Raw genomic sequence first — 22167 nt, forward strand, 5'->3', positions numbered from 1 at the left:
TTAGTCATTGAGACTGCTCTTCAAATTTCCGGGCGTGGTACTTCTGGAACGGCTCGTCACCGGCATATCCCTCTTCCAGAACCCAGCTCAGCAGGTTCTGCGTGGTCCACCGACCGAAGGCCCCGGGCATCGTGACGACGGCGGCCTGGGCGGCGGTCTGCCCCTCTGCAACCTCGTGCGGGAAGAACATCAGCGTCGGCGTGAACAGCGCGTTCCAGCGCTTCACCATGTCCTTCTCGGGCAGCGCGGTGCCATCGAAATCGGTCACCTCGACATCGCCGAACATGTTGATCTGGATGACGAAGAAATCCTCTTCCAGCATCTTCTCGATCTCGGGGACGACAAAGACCTCCTCGTGCATCTTGCGGCAGTAGATGCAGCCCCGCTGCTCGATCAGGATCATCAGGCGCTTGCCCTCGGCCTCGGCCTCCGCCAGGTCCTCCGACAGATCGCGGAACGTGTCGTGCAGCCAGTCCGCCTTGTGCAGACCGTCATCCCCGACATGCTGCGCCTGCGCCTGCGCCGGCATGGCCGCCATCAGGACGGCAAGAATCAGTGCGTAGATGTGTTTCATGGTATCCTCCCAGGGTCAGCCCACCGAGGCGAACCACGGCACGTGGTCCAGCATCCATTGGGCGATGTAATTGACGGAATTCGTGGCGATCAGCACGGCAAAGAGAATCAGCAGCACGCCCATGGCCTTCTCCACCAGGCCAAGGTGACGCCGGAATTTCTGCATCCACCGCATGAAGGGCCCCACGAACAGCGCCGCCAGGATGAAGGGCGCGGTCATGCCGATCCCGTAGGACATCAGCAAGAGCGCCCCCCGCGCCGCAGTATCGGCGCCCGCCGCGGTGAACAGGATCGTGGCCAGCACAGGCCCCACGCAGGGCGTCCAGCCAAAGGCGAAGGCCAGCCCGATCACGTAGGCGCCGACCAGGCTGGTATTGCGCACGTCGGCATCCGCACGGAATTCCCGGAACAGCAGCCCGATCCGCAGGACGCCTAGGAAATGCAGCCCCATGACAAAGATGATGCCCGCCGCCACCCAGCGAAGCACGTCGAACCATTGCCGCACCAGCTGACCGAAGACCGTGGCCGTGGCGCCTAGCCCGACAAAGACCGTGATGACCCCAAGCGCGAACAGGACAGAGGCCAGCACCGCCCGCCGCTTCACCGCCGCCGGCACGCCGCCATCTTCGGCAAGCTGGTTCACCCCGGTGCCCGCCAGGTAGCTGAGGTAGAAGGGCACCATCGGCAGAATGCAGGGTGACACGAAAGACAGCAAACCTGCGACCAAAGCGCCCAAAAAGGTGACATCAAGCATCAGGCGGCCTCACCACGATTGTAAAATTCAATTATGCGATTATGTTCATGGAAACCCTTTGGTCAATGTGGCTTGATGAAGTCTTTTCTCCGCATATGCACGGCGCTGGCCGTTTTCGCCTTCCCATCAATGGGTTGGACCGATGTAAATCTGCTGATGGCAGAGGAGCCGGGCTGTTCGTGGTGCGCGCGCTGGAATGCCGAGGTCGGGGATGCCTATCACCTGACCGACGAAGGCCGCACCGCACCGCTGCAACGTTTCGACCTGCATGACGGTCCACCCGACGGGGTGACGTTAAAGTCAGGGATATATTTCACCCCGACATTCGTTCTGGTAAAGGATGGTGTGGAACTCTCGCGGATCGAAGGCTATCCGGGAGAGGACTTTTTCTGGGGTTTTCTGGCCCGTATGCTGGAAAACGCGGGTCTGCCGGCTGGGGAGCCGACACAGGATAACGGGTGACGCATGACACTGGACAACAGTGACCGAAACGGGGACATCGAACAACAGGGCGGCTCCAGCCTGCCTGTCTTCGACGAAAACACCTGCCCCGAAGACATGGACCGCATGATGCGGAACGCCACGCAGGCGTCCAACTTCCTCAAGGCGCTCGGCCACGAGGGCCGGATGATGATCCTGTGCCACCTCGCCTCGGGCGAGAAATCCGTGACGGAGCTTGAAGAATTGCTCTCTGCCCGCCAGGCGGCGGTCTCTCAGCAATTGTCCCGGCTGCGGCTCGAAGGTCTGGTGACACCCAGACGTGAAGGCAAGGCAATCTACTACGCCTTGACGGATGATCGACCCCGGAAGATCATGGAAGTTGTCTACGACCTGTTCTGTCGGGAGGAGTGATCGCGCCACCGCGCGGTCAAAGCACAGGACGAAACCATGCTGGACTATCTGTCCGAAGCGCAGGCAGTAGCGCTCTTCGGTCTGCTGGGCGGGTTCGCCCTCGGGCTGGCCGCACGGCTTGGGCGCTTCTGCACGCTCGGTGCCATCGAGGACATCCTGTACGGCGGCGATGACCGCCGCCTCAGGATGTGGGGGATCGCCATCGGCGCCGCCGTCATCTCGGCCCATGCCGCGATGGCGCTTGGCTGGATCGCCCCCACCGAAACCGCCTATGTTGCGCAGGCCTGGAACCCGCTCGCCTCGGTGATCGGCGGGCTTCTCTTCGGCTACGGCATGGCGCTGTCGGGCAATTGCGGCTACGGCGCGCTGGCCCGTCTGGGCGGCGGCGATTTCCGGTCTCTCGTGATCGTTGCCGTGATGGGCGTCTCGGCCTATGCCGTGATGTCGGGCCCTTTCGCGCACCTGCGGGTGGCGCTCTTTCCCGTCGAGATGGCGGACACCCCGCAAAGCATCTCGTTGCGCCTGTCGGCCATGACCGGCGCGGCGCCCTGGCTCTTCGGCGCGGTGATCGGCATCGTGATCCTGGGCTTTTCCGTCATCGGGGCGCGGTTGCCGCTGACACCGCGCCACTGGCTCTGGGGGGCGGTGGTCGGGCTGGCCATCACCTCGGGCTGGATCGGCACGCAATGGGTGTCGGTCAACGGCTTCGTCGGCGACACGCCCCGCACCCATACCTTCGCCGCCCCGATCGGCGAGACGATCATCTACCTGATGACCGCCTCCGGCACGTCGCTGTCCTTCGGGGTCGGGTCGATCTTCGGCGTCGTGGGCGGCGCGGCGCTCGGTTCGCTCGTCAAACGCGAATTCCGGTGGGAGGCCTGCGACGACACCCGCGAGCTGAGGCGCCAGATTTTCGGCGCGGTCCTGATGGGCACCGGCGCGATCCTCGCCGTCGGCTGCAGCGTCGGGCAAGGCATTTCGGCCTTTTCGATGCTGGCCTATGGCGCCCCGCTCACCCTTGTGATGATCTTCGTCGGCGCGGCCACGGGGCTCAAGCAGCTGATCGTCGGCTATTCGGTCTGACCAGCCCTGCCCCGGGTTCAGCCCAGCTTGGAAGGGGCCGTCGGCAGCTCCATCGCCTCGATTTCCCGCAGCATCGCGATGAAGCCCGCCACCTGATGATCCGCCGTCGCATTACCTTTCTCGACCGTCCCGACCGAGGCATTGCCGACCGTGCCGTCGGCATTCAGGTCCGACGCGATCCATCCGCGCGAGATCGGGCCGGTCGGCGGGATCGGCATCGTCTCGGCGGCAGACCGGAAATCCTTGGCCTGGCTCATGTCCACGGTTTCGGGCCGGAAGGCCAGCATGAGCGATGTTTCCACGTCCCCGCCATGGATCCCGAACTTCAGCTCTTCCGGCGGGTACATCCCCTCCGGATAACCGAAATTGCCCCATTGGCACTTGATGGCAAGCATCCCCGCCTCGACCCGCAATTCCCGCGACAGGATCGAGATCAGGTCGAGGTTTCCGCCGTGGGAATTCGCGATGACGATCTTGCGCACGCCCGCGCGAGCCACGGACAACCCGATCTCGGTCCAGGCGGCCAGCGCGGTTGCCGCGCTCAGCGTCAATGTCCCCTTCGCCCAGAGATGTTCATTCGACTTGCCCACGGCCATGACGGGCAGGATACGGATATCCAGATCCTCCGGGCAGGTCGCCCGTACCCGGTCCAGCATCCCTTCGGCAATCATCGTGTCTGTGCCCACGGGCAGATGCGGCCCGTGCTGTTCCACGGCCGCCGTGGGCAGGATCGCGATGGTCTTCATCGGGTCGATGGCGTCAAACTCGGGCGCGCGATGTGCGTGCCAGTCGTGGCGGCGGGTCATGTCTTGGCTCCGGGAACGGGGGCGGGCTTGTAGGTCGCGTCGAGACGCGAGCGCAGGTAATCAGCACCGGTGATCGGCGGATATTTCGCCGCCCCGGTGCCGGGCAGCGCCTGAACGATGCTGTCGGGATTCGGGTCGAGGAAGAAGGCGATGGACCGCCGCCGCGCCTTGGGCGGCAGCACCCGGTGCGGGGTCGAGACATAGATGTCGTTGGTCCAGCGCATCAGGCAATCGCCGATATTGACCACGAAGGCGCCGGGCACATGCGGCACGTCGGTCCAGTCACCGCCGCGCGGCTTGACCTGCAAACCACCTTCGCCATCCGTCATCAACAGCGTCACCGACCCGTAATCGGTATGCGCACCGGCACCGATCTCGCCCTCTTCGCCACTGGCGGGCGGGTAGGCCAGGATGCGCAGGGTCGCCATCGGTTCGGTGAAATGGGGTGCGAAAAACCCGGTGGGCAGGTCCAGGTCCGTCGCAACTGCTTCGTGCAGCCGGACGCTGAGCGCATGGACCGCGTTGTAATAGGCCAGCATCGTATCGCGGAACCCGTCCAGCTCGGGCCAGACATTGACGCCGCGAAAGGGCTCCCCGGCCTTCACGCGCGGGTCATCGGGCGACAGGTCGAACCCGACATTGAACGCCTCCTTCCGGTCCACCTGCCCCGAGGTGTCGTCCAGGCTTTCGCTGCCCATCTGAGCCCAGCCCCGGTTATGCGGGTTGAGAGAGATCGACAGCTTCGCCTTCTCCTCCTGCGGCAGGGCAAAGAAATCGTCCGCCGCCGAGAACACGTTCGCCACCAGGTTCGACGGGATCGGATGGTCGGCCAGCAGGAAGAACCCGGTTTCGCGGCAGGCCTCGCCCAGGGCTTCGGAAAACGCCTCCGGGTCGCCGGTGAAGTCCTTCCAGGACAGGATTGGGATCATGCCGTCACCTCCTCGCGGACGCGCTTGCCACCCAGGAAGCGGTCCATTTCCTTGTTCACGCGCCGCAGATGCTTTGCCCGGCTCGTATCCGAGGAGGAATCCATCAGGTAATGCGCGGCAAAGGCCGTCTTGCACCGCTTGGCACATAGCAGCCGCACGCCGCGCAGGATCGTCCTCCTCCCCGGCGCCCCGATCAGCCGGGTCAGCCACCACGATGCCCCGCAGGTGGTGAAGACGCCCAACCGGGTGATCTGCGTCAGGCCCGGCCCGATGGTTTCGTTCTCGGCCTGCGGCATGTCAAAGGCCACCCCGGGCAGCATCACCCGGTCCAGCCAGCCCTTGATCATCGCCGGCAGCCCGTACCACCAGGTCGGGTAGACGAAGATCAGCGTGTCGCACCATTCCAGCGGCTCGACGTGATCTTCCAGCGTCTTCCGGTTGATCCCCGGCTCCAGGTAATCCTCGTGCTCGCGCGCCGACAGGACCGGGTCGAACCCCATCTTGTAGAGGTCCAGCAGCCGCACCTCCGCCCCGAAATCGGTCAGCTTGTCCACCACGGCGTCCCGCACGGCAGAGGTGAAACTGCCCTCGCGGGGATGGGAATAGACGACTAGGGCGCGCATGTCACAGGGCCTCCATTTCACGTTTGACGCGGGCCAGGTGGGCCTTCAGTTGCGGTTCTTTGTTGTTGTTCATGTCGTACAGCGCGATGTACCGGGTCTTGTCCGGGCGGCACACATGCCACACCGCGCGGGTCACGCATTTGCGCGGCGGGTCGCCGACCAGCATCGCGCGGGTCCGCTTCCCACCATAGGTGGTGCAGGCGACAAGTTTGCGAATGTTGCGCAGGTTCGGACGCACCTTGCCGTCATCACCCAGGGCAAAGCTGACCCCGGGCAGGAAAACCCGGTCGAGGAACCCCTTCAGGATCGCCGGATAGCCGAAATTCCACACCGGAAAGACCATGATCAGCGCCTCGGCCTTGCGGATGCGGTCAACATATTCCGCCACCGGTTCGATATTCACCGGCTGGTCGTGATAGCCGCGCCGTTCCAGTTCGGTCAGGACAGGCATGAAGCCCTCGGCGTTCAGGTCGCAATCGTCGACCTCCCAGCCGCGGCCCTTCAGCGTCGAAACCACCGTCTCGTGCACCGCCGCGTTGAAGCTTTCGGGGCATGGATGGGCATAAAGGACCATCGCTTTCATTGTCGGGACTCCGCGCTCATTCCGCCGCCTTCATGCCCGGATAGGCATACATCTTGTCATAGGCGAAATCCGGATCGTCCCAGGCGATCATCTTGCCGGGGTTCAGCAGGCCCTTGGGATCGGCCTCCTTCTTGAAGGACAGCTGGGTGTCGTCGACGGTCTGCCGCCCGCCTTCCTCCAGCGTGTAGCGGTGCGGGTTGAAGATCATCGCGCCCGCATCCTCGTGCATCTGGATGATCTCGTTCAGCCGCTCTTCGGTGGTGAACTTGACCATCGACAGGCCGGCAAACGCCACCTTGCCGCCCATCCGCAGCGCCTCGAGGTGCTGCATGACCTCGCCGCCCGGGAACATGGCGCGGATTTTCTCGATCAGCTCCCGGTGGTCCGGGAAGGCATAGCGCACCTGCAGGTAAGTGATCGACGGATCGACCTTCAGCGCGCGCAGGGTCGTGTGGTTCCAGCCGTATTCAAAGATCTTGCCCGGTTTGCGCGGCCAGTCGTGATCGTCGGACCGGTAGATCATCCGCGCCTCGGGCCGGCGCCCCAGGAAGGTCAGGAAGGCATCCATCGAATGCGGCGCCACCATCAGGCCCACCAGGTTCGTGCCCTCCTCCACATGCGGTTTGACCCGCAGGAAGTATTCATGCGCGATCGGCGCCTCGTAGACCGAGGCAAGCTTCAGCAGGATGCCGTCCTGGTTCGCCAGGTCGTCGGCAAAGGCCATCGCCTCGGGGAAGTCATCCGTCGCCACGAAGATGTCGACCCAGTCATAGGCCGGGGCCAGCGGCAGTTCGAGTTCCGTGATGATCCCGTTGGTGCCATAGGCATGGGACACGCGAGCCAGCTCCTCGCCGCGGAATTCCAGGACCCTTGGCTCGGCCTCCATCGTCACGACGCGCAGGCGGATGATATTGCCAAGATCGCGCAGCGACCCCCAGTGCACCGACCCGACGCCGCCCGACCCCCCGGCGATGAACCCGCCCACGGTGGCCGTGTCCCAGGTGGACGAGAACATGCGGATCTCCTGACCCTGCTCGTTGCAGGCGGCATCCAGTTCCTTCAGCAGGCACCCCGGCTCGACAACGACCCGGCCCGGCGTGATTTCCTTCACCGCGTTCATGTTGCGCAGGTGCAGGACGCAGCCCCCGGCCAACGGCATCGCCTGACCGTAATTGCCCGTCCCGGCCCCGCGCGTGGTCACCGGCACGTCATGCTCGTAGCAGACCTTCAGCACCTCGATCACCTCGGCCTCGGTCTTCGGACGCACGACGAAATCGGCCATGACGTGATCCAGCCGGTCCTTCAGCACCGGCGAATACCAAAAGAAATCGCGAGACGCGGTGCGGATCGCGGCCTCCCGCTCTTCGATATCCAGGTGGGACAGCGCCTCTTTGGCGGCGGCGATATTGGCGGTCATGAGAGCCTCATCAGGTGGTCGAGTTCAGAATAATCCGGCAGCGTCCGGTCGATGGCCTGGCCTGCGCGCAGCACGATGCGATCCATCTGGGGCCGCGCGAACAGTTCCGTCCATTCACGGGCGCGGAAAATGATCAGGTCGGCGGGATCGCCGATTTCCAGCCCCGGCGCCGCGAAGCCACAACTTTCCGCGGGCGTCGAGGTCACCGATTTCAACCAGTCGGTTTCGGTGTGATCCAGATGCGCGATCCGGGTGGCCTGGCGCAGCACTTCCAGCATGTCCAGGTCGCCATAGGCGTAGAACGGGTCCCGCGTGTTGTCCGACGCAAAGCTGACTGGGATTCCCCGCGCCTTCATCTCGTGCACCAGCGTCACGCCGCGCCCGCGCGGGGTGCGGCCCGGCACGCGGTCCTGCAGGTAGAGGTTGCACATCGGCAGCGACACGACCTTCATCCCGGCCTTCGCGACCAGGTCCAGCGTCGACATCGCCCGGTCCTCGTCCTGCGTGGACACCGAACAGCAATGGCCCACGATGACGGGCTTGTCATAGCCCGTTTCCAGCACGACCTCCGCGATCAGGCGCAAGGTTTCCGAGGTCGGGTCCATCGTCTCGTCGGTGTGGAAATCCACCGACAAATCCATCGCGGCGGCCATTTCGAAAAACCCGGTCAGGATCTCCTTCAGCCCGTCCACGGGGTAGGAGACAAGGCCCAGCACTCCGTTCATCTGCTGCACCGTCTTGGCGATCTCGGTGAATTCCCCGGTGTTCGAGAACCGGTCGCAGCTCATCAAGCTGACGGCCTGAAGGTCGATCTTGCCGGACCATTCCTCGCGCTTTTCCGCCAGCACCGGCCAGGACCGCAGGTATTGCCCGTTCATGCTGTCCAGATGCGTGCGCACCCGCGCCGTGCCGTGGGCATAGGCGCATTTCAGGCCGAACTCCATCCGCGCGCCAACGTCCTGCGCGGTCCAGTTGGGGTGATCGTTGCGCACCGTGGTCAGCGCCCCCATGAACGTGCCGTCGGGGTTGGACGCGCGCGGCCAGATATGGCCCTTGTCCAGGTGGGTGTGCATGTCGGTGAAACAGGGCAGCACCATCGCGCCGGCCATCTGCACGTCCTCGCCGCCCGGTTCGGCGATCCGGCCGTTCTCGATCCCGATATCGGTGCGGACGAGGTCATCCTCGGCACCTGTGACGCAGCCGGGCACGGTGACGTCACGCAGGGTGAAGCGCCCTTGGGGTAGTGTCTTGAAATCCATTCAACTTTCTCTTTTCAGCGCACTTTCGTGCCAGCGATAGAGCGCAAGATGCGAGATCAGGCTCATCAGGGCGAAGATCACCACGCCCATAAGGGAAATCAGGATCAGCGCGGCATACAGCCGGCCGAAGTTGAAGCGGTAGGACGCCTCCAGCAGGGTCGAGGCCAGGCCCAGCCCGGTGCCCGCACGTCCGATCACGAACTCGGCCACCACGGCCCCGATCAGCGCCAGCCCCCCGGCGATCTTCAGCCCGCCCAGGAAGAACGGCAGCGCGGAGGGCGCCGCCAGGTAGCGCAGCCGTTGCCAGCGCGTCGCCCCGTAGATCGTGAAGAGGTCCTGAAGGTTGTGATCGGACGACTTCAGCCCGATCGTCGTGTTCGACAGGATCGGAAAGAACGCCACGATCCAGGCGCAGAGAAGCGCGGCGAGGAAGGCATTGTCCACGTAGATCTGGATCAGCGGCGCGATGGCCACGACCGGCGTCACCTGCAGGATCACCGCGTAGGGAAAGAACGACATCTCGGCCCATTTCGACTGGGTGAAGGCCACGGCCAGCGCCACGCCCCCGATCACCGCGAACAGCAGGGCCAGCAGGGTCAGCCGCCCGGTCAGGATCATCGCGGGCCACAGGATCGCCCAGTCCTCGATCATCTTCTGCCCGACCAGAAGCGGCCCCGGCAGGATGTAATGCGGCACCTCGGCAATGGTGACATAAAGGTGCCAGGCCAGCAGCGTCAGGATCATCACCAGCGAGGGCAGCGTCCAGCGGGCGATCTTCATGATCCGCTCGCGGCGGGCGCGGGCCAGTTCCTCCTGGTCTACGGTTTCGACAGGTTCGGTCGGCGTATCGGTTTCGGCGATGCTCATGCGGCTTCTCCGATGGCTTGATGCAGGGCGTCGGATGCCTCCCGGCAATGGGCGGCATATTCGGGCGAGGTGCGGAACATCTCGTCCCGCGGATAGGGGGCGGTCACTTCGAGTTCGCGGATCACCCGGCCCGGCCGCGCGGCCATCACCACGATCCGGTCGGACAGGAAGACGGACTCGAAAACCGAATGGGTCACGAAGATCACAGTGCAGCCGATCGCCTCGCGCAGGGCCAGCAGGTCGTTGTTCAGCTTGTGGCGGGTGATCTCGTCCAGCGCAGCAAAGGGTTCATCCATCAGGATCAGGCGCGGCTTGGTCACCAGCGCCCGCGCGATCGACACGCGCATCTTCATGCCGCCGGACAATTCGCGCGGGAAGGCCCGCTGGAATTTCTCCAGCCCGACCAGTTTCAGTGCCTCCAGCACGTCGTCGCGGACCTCGTTATAGCTGACCCCACGCAGGCGGAACGGCAGCCAGACATTGTCGGCGACCCGGGCCCAGGGCATCAGCGTGGGTTCCTGAAAGACGACGCCCAGGTCATCCTTCGACTTGCCCCCCGTCCACTCGATCTGGCCCGAGGTCGGCGACATCAGGCCCGAGATCAGCCGCAGCGCGGTGGATTTCCCGCAGCCCGACGGCCCGAGAAGCGAGATGAAGTCGCCATCGTTCACCGTCAGGTTCATGTCCTTCAGCGCGACGATATCGCCGCCGAAGGTCTTTTCCACATGACGCATCTTCAGCAGCGTGTCGCGCTGGCCAAGAGGGGGACGGGTCGTGGGCATCTTGCCTCCACAATCTATTCGGGGCGGGCCATGGGACCCGTATGTTTTCATGACTGGCGCGATCCTATGGGCAGATCACCCGCCCGGCGGTACGCCGGACAGCGCCGACACGGCATGACCCACCTCTGGTGGGACGGGCGGCGCTTTCGCGCCACCCCGCGGGTCGCCCCTGCCCTCTTTTCACCGGACCGCCGTCACGCTTGGCATCGGCGATCCATTCGGTCGCGGCGATCCCGAAAGACCGCCAGACCGATCACTTCAGGTCCATACCGACCTTGGCATTCACGAACTCGGTCGTGAAGGCTGCGGTCCAGTCGATGTCATCCTCGATGACGCCGACCTCGACCATCTTGTCGTAGAAGCCGCCGACCTTTTCTTCGGTCATGGCGCCGATGCCCAGCTCCAGCGCGTCACCGGAATCGACGATGCCCTCGGATTTCATCTTCTCGATCGCGTAGTCGATCTTGTCCTGGGTCATCTCGGGGTTGTCGGCCATGATCGCTTCGTTCGCGGCCGCGTTGTCACCGTAGAGGTAGTTGTACCACCCCTTGATGGAGCCCTCGACGAAGCACTTCACCTCTTCGGGCTTCTCGGCAATCGTGTCGGCCATCGTCTCGATCGTGGTGGCATAGGTCGAATACCCCGCATCCGCGATCAGGAAGACGTCGGGGGTGAACCCGCCCTCTTTCTCGACCAGGTAGGGTTCGGAGGACAGGTAGCCCTGCATGCCCTTGTTCTCGTCGGCCAGGAACGGGCCGGGGTTGAAGGTGTAGGGCTCGCGCTGTTCGGCGGTGAAGCCGTACTCGGCCATCATCCACTGGTAGTAGGACTGGTAGCCGTTATCGCCGATCAGCAGGGTCAGGCCGGTCAGGTCGGCAAAGGTTTCCGCCTTTCCGGGATGGGTCACGATCACCTGCGGGTGCTTCTGGAAGATCGCGGCGACGGACACGACCGGCACGCCTTCCTTCACGGCGTTGAACGCCTGCAGCAGGTCACCGCCCATGTGATAGTCGATGCGACCGGCCAGCATCAGCGCACGGTTGTTCACCTGCGGCCCGCCTTGCACGATGGAGGCGCTCAGCCCGCATTCCTCGTAGGTGCCGTCGGCCACGGCCTGGTAGAACCCGCCATGTTCGGCCTGGGCCAGCCAGTTCGTGCCAAAGACCACCTCGGTCATGTGGCTTTCCGCATGCGCGGCCCCGGCGGCCAGCACCAGCGCGGCGGAGGTGAGGGATTTCAGTTTGGACATTCGATTCTCCCGGTTGGTTTTCTCAATGATCCTGAGTGGGTTGTCCGGTTGACAGACCGGTCCCGGCGGAACCCCCGGCGCACCCTGCGCCAGTGCCGCTGGAATGGGCAGGCGCCCGAGGCTTGCCACCTTTTTGGGCGACGCCTGCAAGAAGGGCCAAGCCAGCGCTTGGCCCTGCGCCCCGCGCCTGCGAAAAAGGGTCCGCAGACAAGAGGAATTCGTGATGCTCCGCAGCCTGATCCCCGCCGATATCGCCCCGCCCTTCGCCCGCTACGCCCATGGCGTCGCGGCGTCTGAAATGGGGGGCATCATGGTCACCTCCGGACAGCTTGCCCTGGCGGATGACGGCACCGTGCCCGACGGGGCCGAGGCGCAGGCGGCGCTGATCTTTGCCAATCTCGACGCGATCTTGCGCGAGGGCGGCACCGACCGCGAGCATATCCTGCGCATCAACGCCTTCGTCACGGGCCGCGAGCACATGGCGGGCTACATGGCCGCCCGCGACGCGTGGTTGGCGGATGTCGCGCATCTTCCGGCCTCGACGCTGATGATCGTGTCGGGCTTCACCCGCCCCGAATTCGTGGTCGAGATCGAGGTGATGGCGGCCCTGCCCGCCTGACACCATACGGCGCCGGATATGCGCGACACGGCTCACTTGTAGTTCGCCCCGATGCGCATCTTGATGTAATCGCCACCGGTCATCGGTTCGTATTTCCGCGCCGGGCCTTCCAGCATGGTTTCCGTGTTGGCCTGGGCGAAGAAGGCGATGGAATAGCGCGGGCCAAGGTATTCCTCCGGCTTCGGCATCCTCACCCGGTGCAGGGTCGATTGCAGTCGGTCATCCGACCAGCGCATCAGCATGTCACCGATATTGCAGGTGATGATGCCATCTTCGGGCGGCACGTCGCTCCACTCGATGGCGCGGCCCTGGCTGTCCTTGCCGGGACACAGCTGCAACCCGCCCTGCCCCGTGCGCTGATGCAGCAGGGTCAGGCAGTCGAAATCCGTATGCGCACCGGCCCGCCAGAACTTGAAATCCTCGGGCTTGGCATCTTCCATGCCCAGGTAATGGATCAGCCGCAGGGTCGATTGGTAATCCGGCGCCAGCGGGTCATGGCCCTCCACGAACAGGTCCGGCGCAAAGCCCAGCTTGTCGGCGAAACACGACAGCACCTTCATCGCCAGCGCCCAGTTCTCGCGCTCGAAGGCCAGCATCGTGGCGCGGAACCCGGCGAGGTCGGCCTCGGACGGCCAGAGCCCGGCCATGCGAGGCAGCGTGATCTGGTAGCTTTCCTTCTGATCCGCCGTCCCGGTCGAAGGTCGCACCTGCGCCTTGTATTCCCAGCCCGCATTGGTGCCGGGCTTCAGCGGGAAACCCGCCTTCGTCTCCTCCGGCAGGTCGAAGAACCCGGCAGAGAGGGCAAAGGCCTCGTAGATCAGGGTCTGCGGAATGCCGTGGCCGGTCAGCTGGAAGAACCCGATCCCCGTCGCGGCCTCCCACAGCTCTTCGGTGATCTCGGCGCGGCGGTTGAAGAAATCCGACATGTCGATCCGCGGCGTATCGCGTTCGACCTCCCGGCCCATGCCGCCGATGCGGCTTTCCTTGTCCAGCTCTGCCAGGTGATGCGAAGTCGTTTCGGTCATTGATCCATCTCCATTACGCGGAGCCGGCCCTCTTCGGGCACCCCCTGCGCCAGAATGCGAACCACGTGCCGATCGAATTCCCCGCGGCGGGGCAGGATCTCATGGGAATCTCTGTGGCGAAACATCACTGGCTCATCACTCGGGCGACGGCCCCGAAAAGGGACCGGACCGCATTTACGAATTGATGAGCAATGTCAGGGCTGCGCCCCACCGCTTCTACTCAGCCCCCAGCAAACCGATCGCCCCCGGCCTTGTCATCGGAATGCGCCGCGCCACGCGGCCTGACCAGCGCATTCGCCCCCAAAATAAGCACTAAGCAGCCGGATAGACGCCAAATTAAGCACCCGGAAGACGCCTATCGGCCCGCGGCCCCGGAATCCGAGACAAATTTGGCGCAATCCGCGCCCCAACAGCACGGGCCAAGCTGTACACAAGTTGTGCGACAGCCCTTTTCAAGGTAAAATTCACAGCTAATTAACAATCATAATCTACCCAGTCAGGAATGGTTAACCTTAACCTCTTGTTGCAGGCACCGGCGTGAGCTTTCAAAGCAATCTCAGCATTCCCACCGAATTCCGGGAATACGACAAGGACGATATCCGCACTCAATATGCGGCGCTTTGCTATCGCGTGGTCCGCGACAAGACCCAGGTCCTGCTGATCACCAGCCGCGGCACGAAACGCTGGATCGTGCCCAAGGGCTGGCCCATGGCCAAGAAGGCCCCACACGAAGCCGCCCTTCAGGAAGCCAAGGAAGAGGGCGGCGTGATCGGTCGCGCCTCTGCCAAGCCGCTGGGCACCTATTCCTACATGAAGGTTCTGTCGAACGGGGACGAAGTGCCCTGCATCGGCCTGCTCTTCCCCGTCCGGGTCCGCCTGCTGCGCGCCGAATATCCCGAGGCCCGCGAACGCAAGCGCAAGTGGTTCAGCCTGAAGAAAGCCGCAAAAAAGGTCGACGAGCCGGAATTGGCCCGCATGATCCGTGACTTCGACCCGCGCCAGCTGCGCTAGCGCCTTGCATCGCGCCGGTTCGCGGCTACATAACATGACAGTTATGCAAACGGGATTGCGATGATCCAGTTTTCTCTGAAATGCGACCGGGACCACCGGTTCGACAGCTGGTTCCAGAACGCCGACGCCTTCGACACGCTCAAGTCTCGGGGGATGGTGTCCTGTTCTGTCTGCGGCTCCACCCAGGTGGACAAGGCGATGATGGCCCCCCGCGTCGCCAAGACCCGCGGCGCCGACGAGGCCAAACCCGCGCCCCTGTCGACCCCGGCCACCCCCGCCGAACAGGCCATGGCCGAGCTTCGCAAGAAGATCGAGGCGGAATCCGATTACGTCGGCGGCGACTTCGTGAAAGAGGCCCGCCGCATGCATGAAGGCGAGGTCAAGGCCCGCTCGATCCATGGCGAGGCCCGGCTCGACGAGGCGCGCAAGCTGGCCGAAGACGGCGTGCCCGTCATGCCCCTGCCCTTCCTGCCCAACCGCAAGGCAAACTGAACTCATGACCATCGTCATCACCGGCGCCAGCCGTGGCATCGGGGCCGAACTTGCGGCCCGCTATCGCGCCGCCGGCGAAACCGTGATCGGGACCTCCCGCAAGGGCGGCAAGGGGCTGGTTCCGCTGGACCTGGCCGACACACCCGATTTCTCCCCGGTGATCGAGGCGCTCGGCGCGGCCCCGATCGACCTGCTGGTCTGCAATGCCGGCATCTACCCCGACAAGGGCCACGACATCGCCACCGGCTTCCCGCCCGAAGACTGGGCCAAGGCCTTGGCCGTGAACATCACCGGCCCCTTCCTGACGATCCAGGCGCTCCTGCCGAAATTGCAGGCCTCGGACAAGGCCCGCATCGCCATCATTGCGTCTGCCATGGGCAGCCAGGAACGCGCCCCCGGCGGGTCCTACATCTACCGCGCATCGAAGGCCGCGGCGGTGAACCTTGCGCGCAATCTGTCGCGGGACCTGAAATCACAGGGCATCAGCGTCGGCGCCTATCACCCGGGCTGGGTTCGCACCGATATGGGCGGGTCTGGCGCCGACATCTCGGTCGACGACTCGGCCCGCGGCCTGATCGCGCGCTTCGCCGAACTCGACGCCTCCACCACCGGCTGCTTCCGCTCTTACGACGGCACCGACATCCCGTTCTGACCGCGCGGCCACGTCGCGCCCGTCGATATGGCCGTCGGCACGGCCCAAAACCCTATTCCTATTGCACTTTGCGCGCCGCTTGCCTAAACCGCCGCGGAACGACATCGGGGAAACACCATGCCCGTATTGGTGATGAAATTCGGCGGCACATCCGTCGCCACTCTGGACCGCATCCGCCGGGCCGCAAAACGTGTCGGCGTCGAGGTCGCCAAGGGCTATGACGTGATCGTCATCGTCTCTGCCATGTCCGGCAAGACCAATGAACTGGTCGGCTGGGTCGGGGAGACGTCGAAATTCTACGACGCCCGCGAATATGACGCCGTTGTCTCCTCGGGCGAGAATGTCACCGCCGGGCTGATGGCCCTGACCCTGCAGGAAATGGACGTGCCCGCGCGCTCCTGGCAGGGCTGGCAGGTGCCGCTCAAGACGAACTCGGCCCATTCCCAGGCCCGGATCGAAGAGATCCCGACCGACAACATCAACGCGAAATTCGCCGAAGGCATGCGCGTCGCCGTGGTTGCGGGCTTCCAGGGCATCAGCCCCGAGGGGCGCATCACCACCCTGGGTCGTGGCGGATCGGACACCACCGCCGTGGCCTTCGCCGCCGCCTTCGACGCCGAACGCTGCGACATCTATACCGACGTCGACGGCGTCTACACCACCGATCCCCGCATCACCGACAAGGCGCGCAAGCTCGACAAGATCGCCTTCGAGGAAATGCTGGAACTCGCCTCGCTGGGCGCCAAGGTGCTGCAGACCCGCTCGGTCGAGCTGGCCATGCGCTTCGGCGTCCGCCTGCGCGTCCTGTCCTCGTTCGAGGAACAATCTGATGAAGCCGGCACCCTGGTCTGTGCCGAGGAGGATATCATGGAAAATCGCCCGGTCTCCGGCATCGCCTTCTCTCGGGACGAGGCCAAGATGACGCTCATCTCGATCGCCGATCGCCCCGGCATCGCCGCCGCCATCTTCGGCCCCCTGGCCGAGGCGGGGATCAACGTGGACATGATCGTCCAGAACATCTCCGAAGAGGGGCGCACCGACATGACCTTCTCCTGCCCGGTCGACCAGGTCGCCCGCGCGGAAAAGGCGCTGAACACGGCCAAGGAGGCCGGCGACATCAACTTCCACGCGCTGGTCGCCGACACCAATGTCGCCAAGGTTTCGGCCGTGGGCATCGGCATGCGGTCGCAATCCGGCGTCGCCGCGCAGATGTTTAAGACGCTCTCGGACGAGGGCATCAACATCCGCGTCATCGCCACCTCCGAGATCAAGATCTCGGTGCTGATCGACCGCAAGTACATGGAACTCGCAGTCCAGGCCCTGCACGACACGTTCGAGCTGGAAAAAGCCTGACGCTTCGGGGCCGGTGAACATCACCGGCCCGCACCGCGCCCCTCCGCCCGCGCGAAACACCGTCCATTTCAATAGCATCGGCGCCGCCCGCGTACTGCGCGGCGACCGGCCGACTGGGGCTGAGGCGAAAAGTCGTTTCGGTTTTCCCGCCGATATGGTCTAGTCAGGTCCGGCACGGGCGAGAAGGACAGCCGACCTGACATGACCAACCACTTCCAGACCGACAGCCGGGAAATGCTGGCGCGGCTCCGCATGGTCATGGCCGAGGATGCGGCGGGCCAGGCGCGTCTGGACAAGATCACCGCCCTCATCGCCGATTCCATGCGCACCGAGGTCTGCTCGGTCTACCTGTTCCGCGATTCGGAAACGCTGGAGCTTTGTGCGACCGAGGGCCTGAAACCCGAAGCCGTGCACCAGACCCGGATGCGCCTGGGCGAAGGCCTCGTGGGCCGCGTCGCCCGCACCGGGCAGATCGTGAACACCGCCGACGCCCCCGCCGAAAAGGGTTTCCGCTACATGCCGGAAACCGGGGAAGAGGCCTATTCCTCCTTTGCCGGCGTGCCGATCCGGCGGCTGGGCGAAAAGATGGGCGTGCTGGTCGTGCAGTCCAAGACCGCCCGCACCTTTTCCGAAGACGAACTGACCGCGCTCGAGGTCGTCGCCATGGTCCTGGCCGAGATGGCCGAACTGGGCGTCTTCACCGGCGAAGGCGCAGCCCTGTCCGCGCCTCATACCCGCCCCGCCGTCTATCGCGGCCTCTCGGGCCAGGAAGGCGCGGCCGAAGGCCATGTCTGGCTGCACGAACCCCGCGTCGTGATCACCAACCCGATTGCCGACGACCCGCACCGCGAACGTGATCGCCTGGCCGAGGCGGTGGAACAGCTCCGCGCCGCGGTGGACAAGCTGCTGGAAGGCGTGGTCGAGGGCGACAAGGAGCAGCTAGAGATTCTCGAAGCCTACCGCATGTTCGCCAATTCCAAGGGCTGGCTGCGCCGGATGGAGGAAGACATCTCGCGCGGGCTGTCCGCCGAGGCCGCGGTGGAAAAGGAACAATCCTCGGCCCGGGCCCGGATGGAATCGATTTCCGATCCCTACCTGCGCGGGCGTCTGCACGACCTCGACGACCTGTCGAACCGCCTGCTGCGCATCCTGTCGGGCCAGGGGCATGAAACCGGCGCCGACATGCCCGCCGACCCGATCCTGGTCGCGCGCAATATAGGCCCCGCCGAATTGCTGGATTACGGACGCTCCCTGCGCGGCATCGTGCTCGAGGAAGGCTCGGTCGGGTCCCACGCCGCCATCGTCGCCCGCGCGCTGGCGATCCCGCTGGTCATCCATGCCAACCGCATCACCACTGAGGCGCTGAACGGCGACCACATCTTCGTGGACGGGGACGAAGGCGTCGTCCACCTGCGTGCCGAAGACACTGTCGTCACCGCCTTTCGCGACAAGATGGCGATGCAGGCCAAGGCGCAGGAACGCTATGCCTCCATCCGCGATGCGGAGGCCGTGTCGAAATGCGGCCAACGCGTCCACCTGCTGATGAATGCGGGCCTGATGGCCGACCTGCCCTCGCTGGAAGGGTCGGGGGCCGAAGGCGTGGGCCTCTTCCGGACGGAACTGCAATTCCTGATCCGCAACCAGATGCCCCGCCGGTCCGAATTGTCCGCGCTCTATGCCCGCGTGCTCGATTCCGCGGGCGGGCGGCGCGTGGTCTTCCGCACCCTCGATATCGGCTCGGACAAGGTGCTGAGCTACATGAAGGCCAATGACGAACCCAACCCGGCGCTCGGCTGGCGCGCGATCCGGGTCGGGCTGGACAAGCCGGGCGTGATGCGGATGCAGTTGCAGGCCCTGATCCGGGCCGCCAATGGCCGGCCCTTGACCGTCATGTTCCCCTTCGTCGCGCAATATGATGAATACCGACAGGCCCGGGCCGAGATGGACAAGGCGATGGAGCGTGAACGCATCCTTGGCCATCCGCTCCCCGAAACGCTGGAAATCGGCGCGATGCTGGAAACCCCGTCGCTGGCCTTCGCGCCCACCAAGTTCTTCGAAGAGGTCGACTTCCTGTCGATCGGCGGCAACGACCTGAAGCAGTTCTTCTTTGCCGCGGACCGTGAAAACGAACGGGTCCGGCGCCGCTATGACACGCTGAACGTATCCTTCCTCAGCTTCCTGCAGGGTATCGTCGCGCGCTGCAACACGACCGGCACCAGCCTCAGCTTCTGCGGCGAGGATGCCGGCCGCCCGATCGAGGCGATCTGCTTTGCCGCCCTCGGCCTGCGCACCCTGTCGATGCGCCCGGCCTCCATCGGGCCGGTGAAATCCCTGCTGATGCGCACCGATCTCGGCGCCCTGCGCCGCGTCATCGAGGACGCCCGCGAACGCGGCGAACAATCCGTGCGCCCCGCCGTCATGGATTTCCTGCGACAGCAGGGCTGACCCCTGACCTGATCCAACAGAGTCGATTGCAAGCCGGCGGCACGGATCAACAAAGGTGGGAGGGCGGGCGGCCTGACCGCTAGTTGCACTGCCGCACAGGCTCAATCCACGTGCCAGAAGCCCGTATGGACGAGCGGCCTGTTCCAACCGCTCTCTCGTCACGTGAAAACACATCGAATGTCTCCCGGGTGACACCAGAGCCGTCCGGGCAGACGGGCTACTGACAACTCGCTCAGCCGGGCCTTACGGTTCATCCACCTCAAGCACGAAGGCGCCCGGGTCGATACGGTTGTCGATGGCCTCCACGATTTCGCCGCGCAAAGACGGATCGTCCGGGTAGAACATCCCGGTCTGGCGCATGGCGCGCAGCACGCTGATATCGGTTCCCAGGAACTCCAGCGCAACGCGGGACGCGCCCGGTTTGCGGCCCCGGCGGGTCGGGCCGCCCATCTGGATGCCCAGAAGGAAATCCACCCGACTGCGATAGCTCGGATACAGGGTCATCTGCGTGACCGAGTTCATTTCCAGCGTTTCATATTCGAACAGCTGGATGCGGTCGGCCAGCTGGAACAGCATCCCTTCGTACTTGTTCGACCGGATCCAGCGGCCGCTATCCGGTTCGCGCAGGACCTCGACGTTCTTGAAATAGCCCCGGCCGTCGCGCACCACGATCCGCGCCAGGGACTTGATGATGCAGCCCTTGTTCCCGAACGAATAGAAGTAGCGGAAGTAGTAACCCTCATAGCGATCAACCGCGCTGGACCGGGCCAGCAATGCCTCCAGCCGCTGCATCGGAAGTTCAAGCTGCGGACGCGAGACAGGCTGACGCCGCAGGCCGATCACCTGCGAAAACCGGGCCTCTTCCATCAGTATCTCGGCTTCGGTTACACCGACGAAATCGCAGATCCGGCGCATGTTGTGGCGGGACGGATGAACCTGCCCGTTCAGGTACTTGTTGAACTGTTGCCGGTTGATTCCGATACGTCGGCACACTTCGGAGATCGACGGATAATAGCTGCAGGCCAGAGTGAGGTTCTTGGCGAAGTTTGACATGGCCCTATCGCATACTGACGCACTCAAAGTGTCAAGTGGCGCATATGTGCGAAATTGTCATGCGTAAGGCCTTCGCTCATCCTGTGGTCATAAAAACTACAAGATCCCTTTCCCAGGCCTGTTTTCCGGCCGCGGACGGGGCGACCAACCGGAGCGACGACCTTGACACTCACCAATACCACACGACGCACCTTCCTGACCTCGGCGGCAGCCCTTGGCGCGGCCGGGTTCTTTCCCGGCGGTGTCGGCATGCTGCGCGCGCAGGAGGGGCAGGTCCTGAACCTGCGCCTCGACGGCGACAACTCGATCCTCGATCCGGGCTACATGGTCGGCGGCACGGAAATCGAGGCACAGAAGCAGTGTCTGCCGTTCCTCGCCGAATATGTCCGCGATGGCGACACGTTCAGCTGGCAGCCGACGGCCTATGTCACCCGTCTGGAATATGTCGACGACACCCATATCGAATTCGAACTGGCCCCCGGGCTGGTCTGGTCCGGCGGGCATGGCACGCTGAAGGCCTCGGACGTGGCCTATTCCTATGCCCGCATGAAGGACAGCGAATGGTCGGGCTACTTCGACGCGCTGGAAACCGTCGAGGTCACGGGCGAGCTGACCGGCACCCTGGTGCTGAACAAGCCCTTCGCCCCCTTCATCATGGTCACGCTCTGCCACGGCCCGGGTGCCATCGTCTGCGAAGCGGCGACCGAAGCGGCGGGCGGCCGGTTCACCACCGAATTCCCCGCCGTCTGCGGCCCCTACACCTATTCCGCCACCCCCGGCCAGCGTGCGGTGTTCGAGAAGAACCCCGAATGGACCGGCCCCGCGCCGGGCTTCGACCGCGTCGTCTGCCATGTCATCACCGAGGTGCAGGCCGCCGAACTGGCCTATGAAGCCGGCGAGATCGACTGCACCGAACTGGGCCCCGACAGCCTTGCGCGCTACTCCAACGAGATGCCCGAGGGCACGGCGATCACCACCGCCGGTCAGCTGCAGTACATGTGGATGGGCATGAACACCCAGCACCCCAAGCTGCAGGACATCCGGGTGCGCCAGGCGATCCAGCACGCGGTCGACGTCGACAGCATCCTGGCGGGCGCCTTCGCCGGCACCTCGGCCAAGTCGCATGGCATCGTCTGCCCCGGCCTGCTGGGCGCGCGCTCGGATCATGGCTACAGCTACGATCCCGCGAAGGCGCGCGAACTGATGGCCGAATCCGGTGTCACCGGTCTGGAGCTGACCCTGCGCACGCTGAACTGGCAGGAACGCCTGCTGACGGCGCAGATCATCCAGGCCAACCTGGCCGCGATCGGCATCACCGTGAACATCCTGCCGATGGAAAGCGGGCCGTTCTGGGAAATGGGCATGGAAGAGGCCGGCGACACCTGGCAGGACCTCGAGCTGTGGATCATGCGCTTCGCCACCGTGCCAGACCCCTACGAGGCCACCCAGTGGTTCGTCGGCGACCAGGTCGGCGTCTGGAACTGGGAGCGCTGGACCTCGGAGGAATTCGACAGCCTCTACGACCAGGGCCTGTCGGAGACCGACACCGCCAAGCGCGAGGCGATCTACGTCCGCATGCAGGAAATCATGGACGAGACCGGCGCCTATGTCTGGATCAACCACGAGCCGGAAACCTATGCGCACAGCACCGACATCGAAGTTGTCGCGGCGCCCTCCGGCGAGCTGAACTATCACCGCTTCAAGCCGGTCTGATAAACAGGTTGCCCCCGCCCTGACAAC

At 64.5% G+C, this 22167-nt stretch carries 23 protein-coding genes; 10 read left to right on the forward strand and 13 right to left on the reverse strand.

Annotation, left to right across the window (positions count from 1 at the left end; all coding sequences use genetic code 11):
* Nucleotides 1–4: 4 nt before the first annotated feature.
* On the reverse strand, nt 5–574 hold the full coding sequence (locus tag ATO9_RS04825; protein WP_043746071.1) for a SoxW family protein: 570 nt from the start codon (nt 572–574) through the stop codon (nt 5–7).
* A gap of 15 nt (nt 575–589) precedes the next feature.
* Nucleotides 590–1327 (reverse strand): cytochrome c biogenesis CcdA family protein, encoded by a 738-nt coding sequence (locus tag ATO9_RS04830; protein ID WP_043746073.1) that lies wholly within the window; start codon nt 1325–1327, stop codon nt 590–592.
* A 75-nt stretch (nt 1328–1402) separates the two neighbouring features.
* On the opposite strand from ATO9_RS04830, the gene ATO9_RS04835 reads away from it, so the two are divergent.
* From ATO9_RS04835 to ATO9_RS04845, 3 genes are all read left to right on the forward strand, one after another.
* Nucleotides 1403–1789 (forward strand): hypothetical protein, encoded by a 387-nt coding sequence (locus ATO9_RS04835; protein ID WP_043746076.1) that lies wholly within the window; start codon nt 1403–1405, stop codon nt 1787–1789.
* 96 nt (nt 1790–1885) lie between these two features.
* The gene (locus ATO9_RS04840; protein WP_238318679.1) at nt 1886–2179 is read left to right on the forward strand and encodes an ArsR/SmtB family transcription factor; all 294 of its coding nucleotides are present in this window, start codon (nt 1886–1888) and stop codon (nt 2177–2179) included.
* A gap of 36 nt (nt 2180–2215) precedes the next feature.
* A complete protein-coding gene (locus ATO9_RS04845; protein ID WP_043746079.1) occupies nt 2216–3262 on the forward strand; it encodes a YeeE/YedE family protein in 1047 nt (348 codons plus the stop codon).
* A gap of 17 nt (nt 3263–3279) precedes the next feature.
* Here the strand turns inward: ATO9_RS04845 and ATO9_RS04850 are convergent, their stop codons facing one another.
* The 9 genes from ATO9_RS04850 to ATO9_RS04890 form a co-directional block, all read right to left on the reverse strand.
* The gene (locus ATO9_RS04850) at nt 3280–4068 is read right to left on the reverse strand and encodes a creatininase family protein (protein ID WP_043746081.1); all 789 of its coding nucleotides are present in this window, start codon (nt 4066–4068) and stop codon (nt 3280–3282) included.
* The gene (locus ATO9_RS04855; protein WP_043746082.1) at nt 4065–4997 is read right to left on the reverse strand and encodes an isopenicillin N synthase family dioxygenase; all 933 of its coding nucleotides are present in this window, start codon (nt 4995–4997) and stop codon (nt 4065–4067) included. The genes ATO9_RS04850 and ATO9_RS04855 overlap by 4 nt, the downstream gene beginning before the upstream one ends.
* The gene (locus ATO9_RS04860; protein ID WP_043746085.1) at nt 4994–5620 is read right to left on the reverse strand and encodes an NAD(P)H-dependent oxidoreductase; all 627 of its coding nucleotides are present in this window, start codon (nt 5618–5620) and stop codon (nt 4994–4996) included. The genes ATO9_RS04855 and ATO9_RS04860 overlap by 4 nt, the downstream gene beginning before the upstream one ends.
* 1 nt (nt 5621) lies before the next feature.
* Nucleotides 5622–6203, reverse strand: coding sequence for an NAD(P)H-dependent oxidoreductase (locus ATO9_RS04865; RefSeq protein ID WP_043746088.1), 582 nt, complete (start codon nt 6201–6203; stop codon nt 5622–5624).
* A 16-nt stretch (nt 6204–6219) separates the two neighbouring features.
* Nucleotides 6220–7620, reverse strand: a complete 1401-nt coding sequence (locus tag ATO9_RS04870) for an FAD-binding oxidoreductase (protein WP_043746090.1) — start codon at nt 7618–7620, stop codon at nt 6220–6222.
* Nucleotides 7617–8879 carry a cytosine deaminase gene (locus ATO9_RS04875; protein WP_043746093.1) on the reverse strand — a complete coding sequence of 421 codons (1263 nt, stop codon included), beginning with the start codon at nt 8877–8879 and terminating at the stop codon, nt 7617–7619. The genes ATO9_RS04870 and ATO9_RS04875 overlap by 4 nt, the downstream gene beginning before the upstream one ends.
* A complete protein-coding gene (locus tag ATO9_RS04880; RefSeq protein WP_043746096.1) occupies nt 8880–9746 on the reverse strand; it encodes an ABC transporter permease in 867 nt (288 codons plus the stop codon). It lies immediately after the preceding gene.
* On the reverse strand, nt 9743–10528 hold the full coding sequence (locus tag ATO9_RS04885; protein WP_043746099.1) for an ABC transporter ATP-binding protein: 786 nt from the start codon (nt 10526–10528) through the stop codon (nt 9743–9745). The genes ATO9_RS04880 and ATO9_RS04885 overlap by 4 nt, the downstream gene beginning before the upstream one ends.
* A gap of 253 nt (nt 10529–10781) precedes the next feature.
* On the reverse strand, nt 10782–11777 hold the full coding sequence (locus ATO9_RS04890) for an ABC transporter substrate-binding protein (RefSeq protein ID WP_043746102.1): 996 nt from the start codon (nt 11775–11777) through the stop codon (nt 10782–10784).
* Between the two features lie 223 nt (nt 11778–12000).
* On the opposite strand from ATO9_RS04890, the gene ATO9_RS04895 reads away from it, so the two are divergent.
* On the forward strand, nt 12001–12396 hold the full coding sequence (locus ATO9_RS04895) for a RidA family protein (RefSeq protein WP_043746105.1): 396 nt from the start codon (nt 12001–12003) through the stop codon (nt 12394–12396).
* A gap of 32 nt (nt 12397–12428) precedes the next feature.
* Here ATO9_RS04895 and ATO9_RS04900 read toward each other — a convergent pair whose 3' ends face one another.
* Nucleotides 12429–13421: an isopenicillin N synthase family dioxygenase gene (locus ATO9_RS04900; RefSeq protein WP_043746108.1), complete on the reverse strand. Its 993-nt coding sequence runs from the start codon at nt 13419–13421 to the stop codon at nt 12429–12431.
* Between the two features lie 537 nt (nt 13422–13958).
* On the opposite strand from ATO9_RS04900, the gene ATO9_RS04905 reads away from it, so the two are divergent.
* The 5 genes from ATO9_RS04905 to ptsP all read left to right on the forward strand — a co-directional run bounded on the left by ATO9_RS04905 (nt 13959) and on the right by ptsP (nt 19374).
* The gene (locus tag ATO9_RS04905; protein ID WP_052418120.1) at nt 13959–14432 is read left to right on the forward strand and encodes an NUDIX hydrolase; all 474 of its coding nucleotides are present in this window, start codon (nt 13959–13961) and stop codon (nt 14430–14432) included.
* 60 nt (nt 14433–14492) lie between these two features.
* Nucleotides 14493–14924: a DUF1178 family protein gene (locus ATO9_RS04910; RefSeq protein WP_043746111.1), complete on the forward strand. Its 432-nt coding sequence runs from the start codon at nt 14493–14495 to the stop codon at nt 14922–14924.
* Nucleotides 14925–14928: 4 nt separating this feature from the next.
* Nucleotides 14929–15576, forward strand: a complete 648-nt coding sequence (locus ATO9_RS04915) for an SDR family oxidoreductase (protein ID WP_043746115.1) — start codon at nt 14929–14931, stop codon at nt 15574–15576.
* Between the two features lie 117 nt (nt 15577–15693).
* A complete protein-coding gene (locus ATO9_RS04920; RefSeq protein WP_043746118.1) occupies nt 15694–16929 on the forward strand; it encodes an aspartate kinase in 1236 nt (411 codons plus the stop codon).
* 201 nt (nt 16930–17130) lie between these two features.
* Entirely contained in the window at nt 17131–19374 is a 2244-nt protein-coding gene (gene ptsP, locus ATO9_RS04925; protein WP_043746121.1) for a phosphoenolpyruvate--protein phosphotransferase, read from the forward strand.
* Nucleotides 19375–19617: 243 nt separating this feature from the next.
* Here the strand turns inward: ptsP and ATO9_RS04930 are convergent, their stop codons facing one another.
* Complete coding sequence (locus tag ATO9_RS04930; protein ID WP_043746124.1) at nt 19618–20427, reverse strand: helix-turn-helix domain-containing protein; 810 nt, start codon at nt 20425–20427, stop codon at nt 19618–19620.
* A gap of 162 nt (nt 20428–20589) precedes the next feature.
* Between ATO9_RS04930 and ATO9_RS04935 the strand changes: the two genes are divergently transcribed.
* A complete protein-coding gene (locus tag ATO9_RS04935) occupies nt 20590–22140 on the forward strand; it encodes an ABC transporter substrate-binding protein (protein ID WP_052418121.1) in 1551 nt (516 codons plus the stop codon).
* Nucleotides 22141–22167: the final 27 nt, after the last annotated feature.

The organism is Pseudooceanicola atlanticus, from assembly GCF_000768315.1.
Lineage (GTDB): Bacteria > Pseudomonadota > Alphaproteobacteria > Rhodobacterales > Rhodobacteraceae > Pseudooceanicola > Pseudooceanicola atlanticus.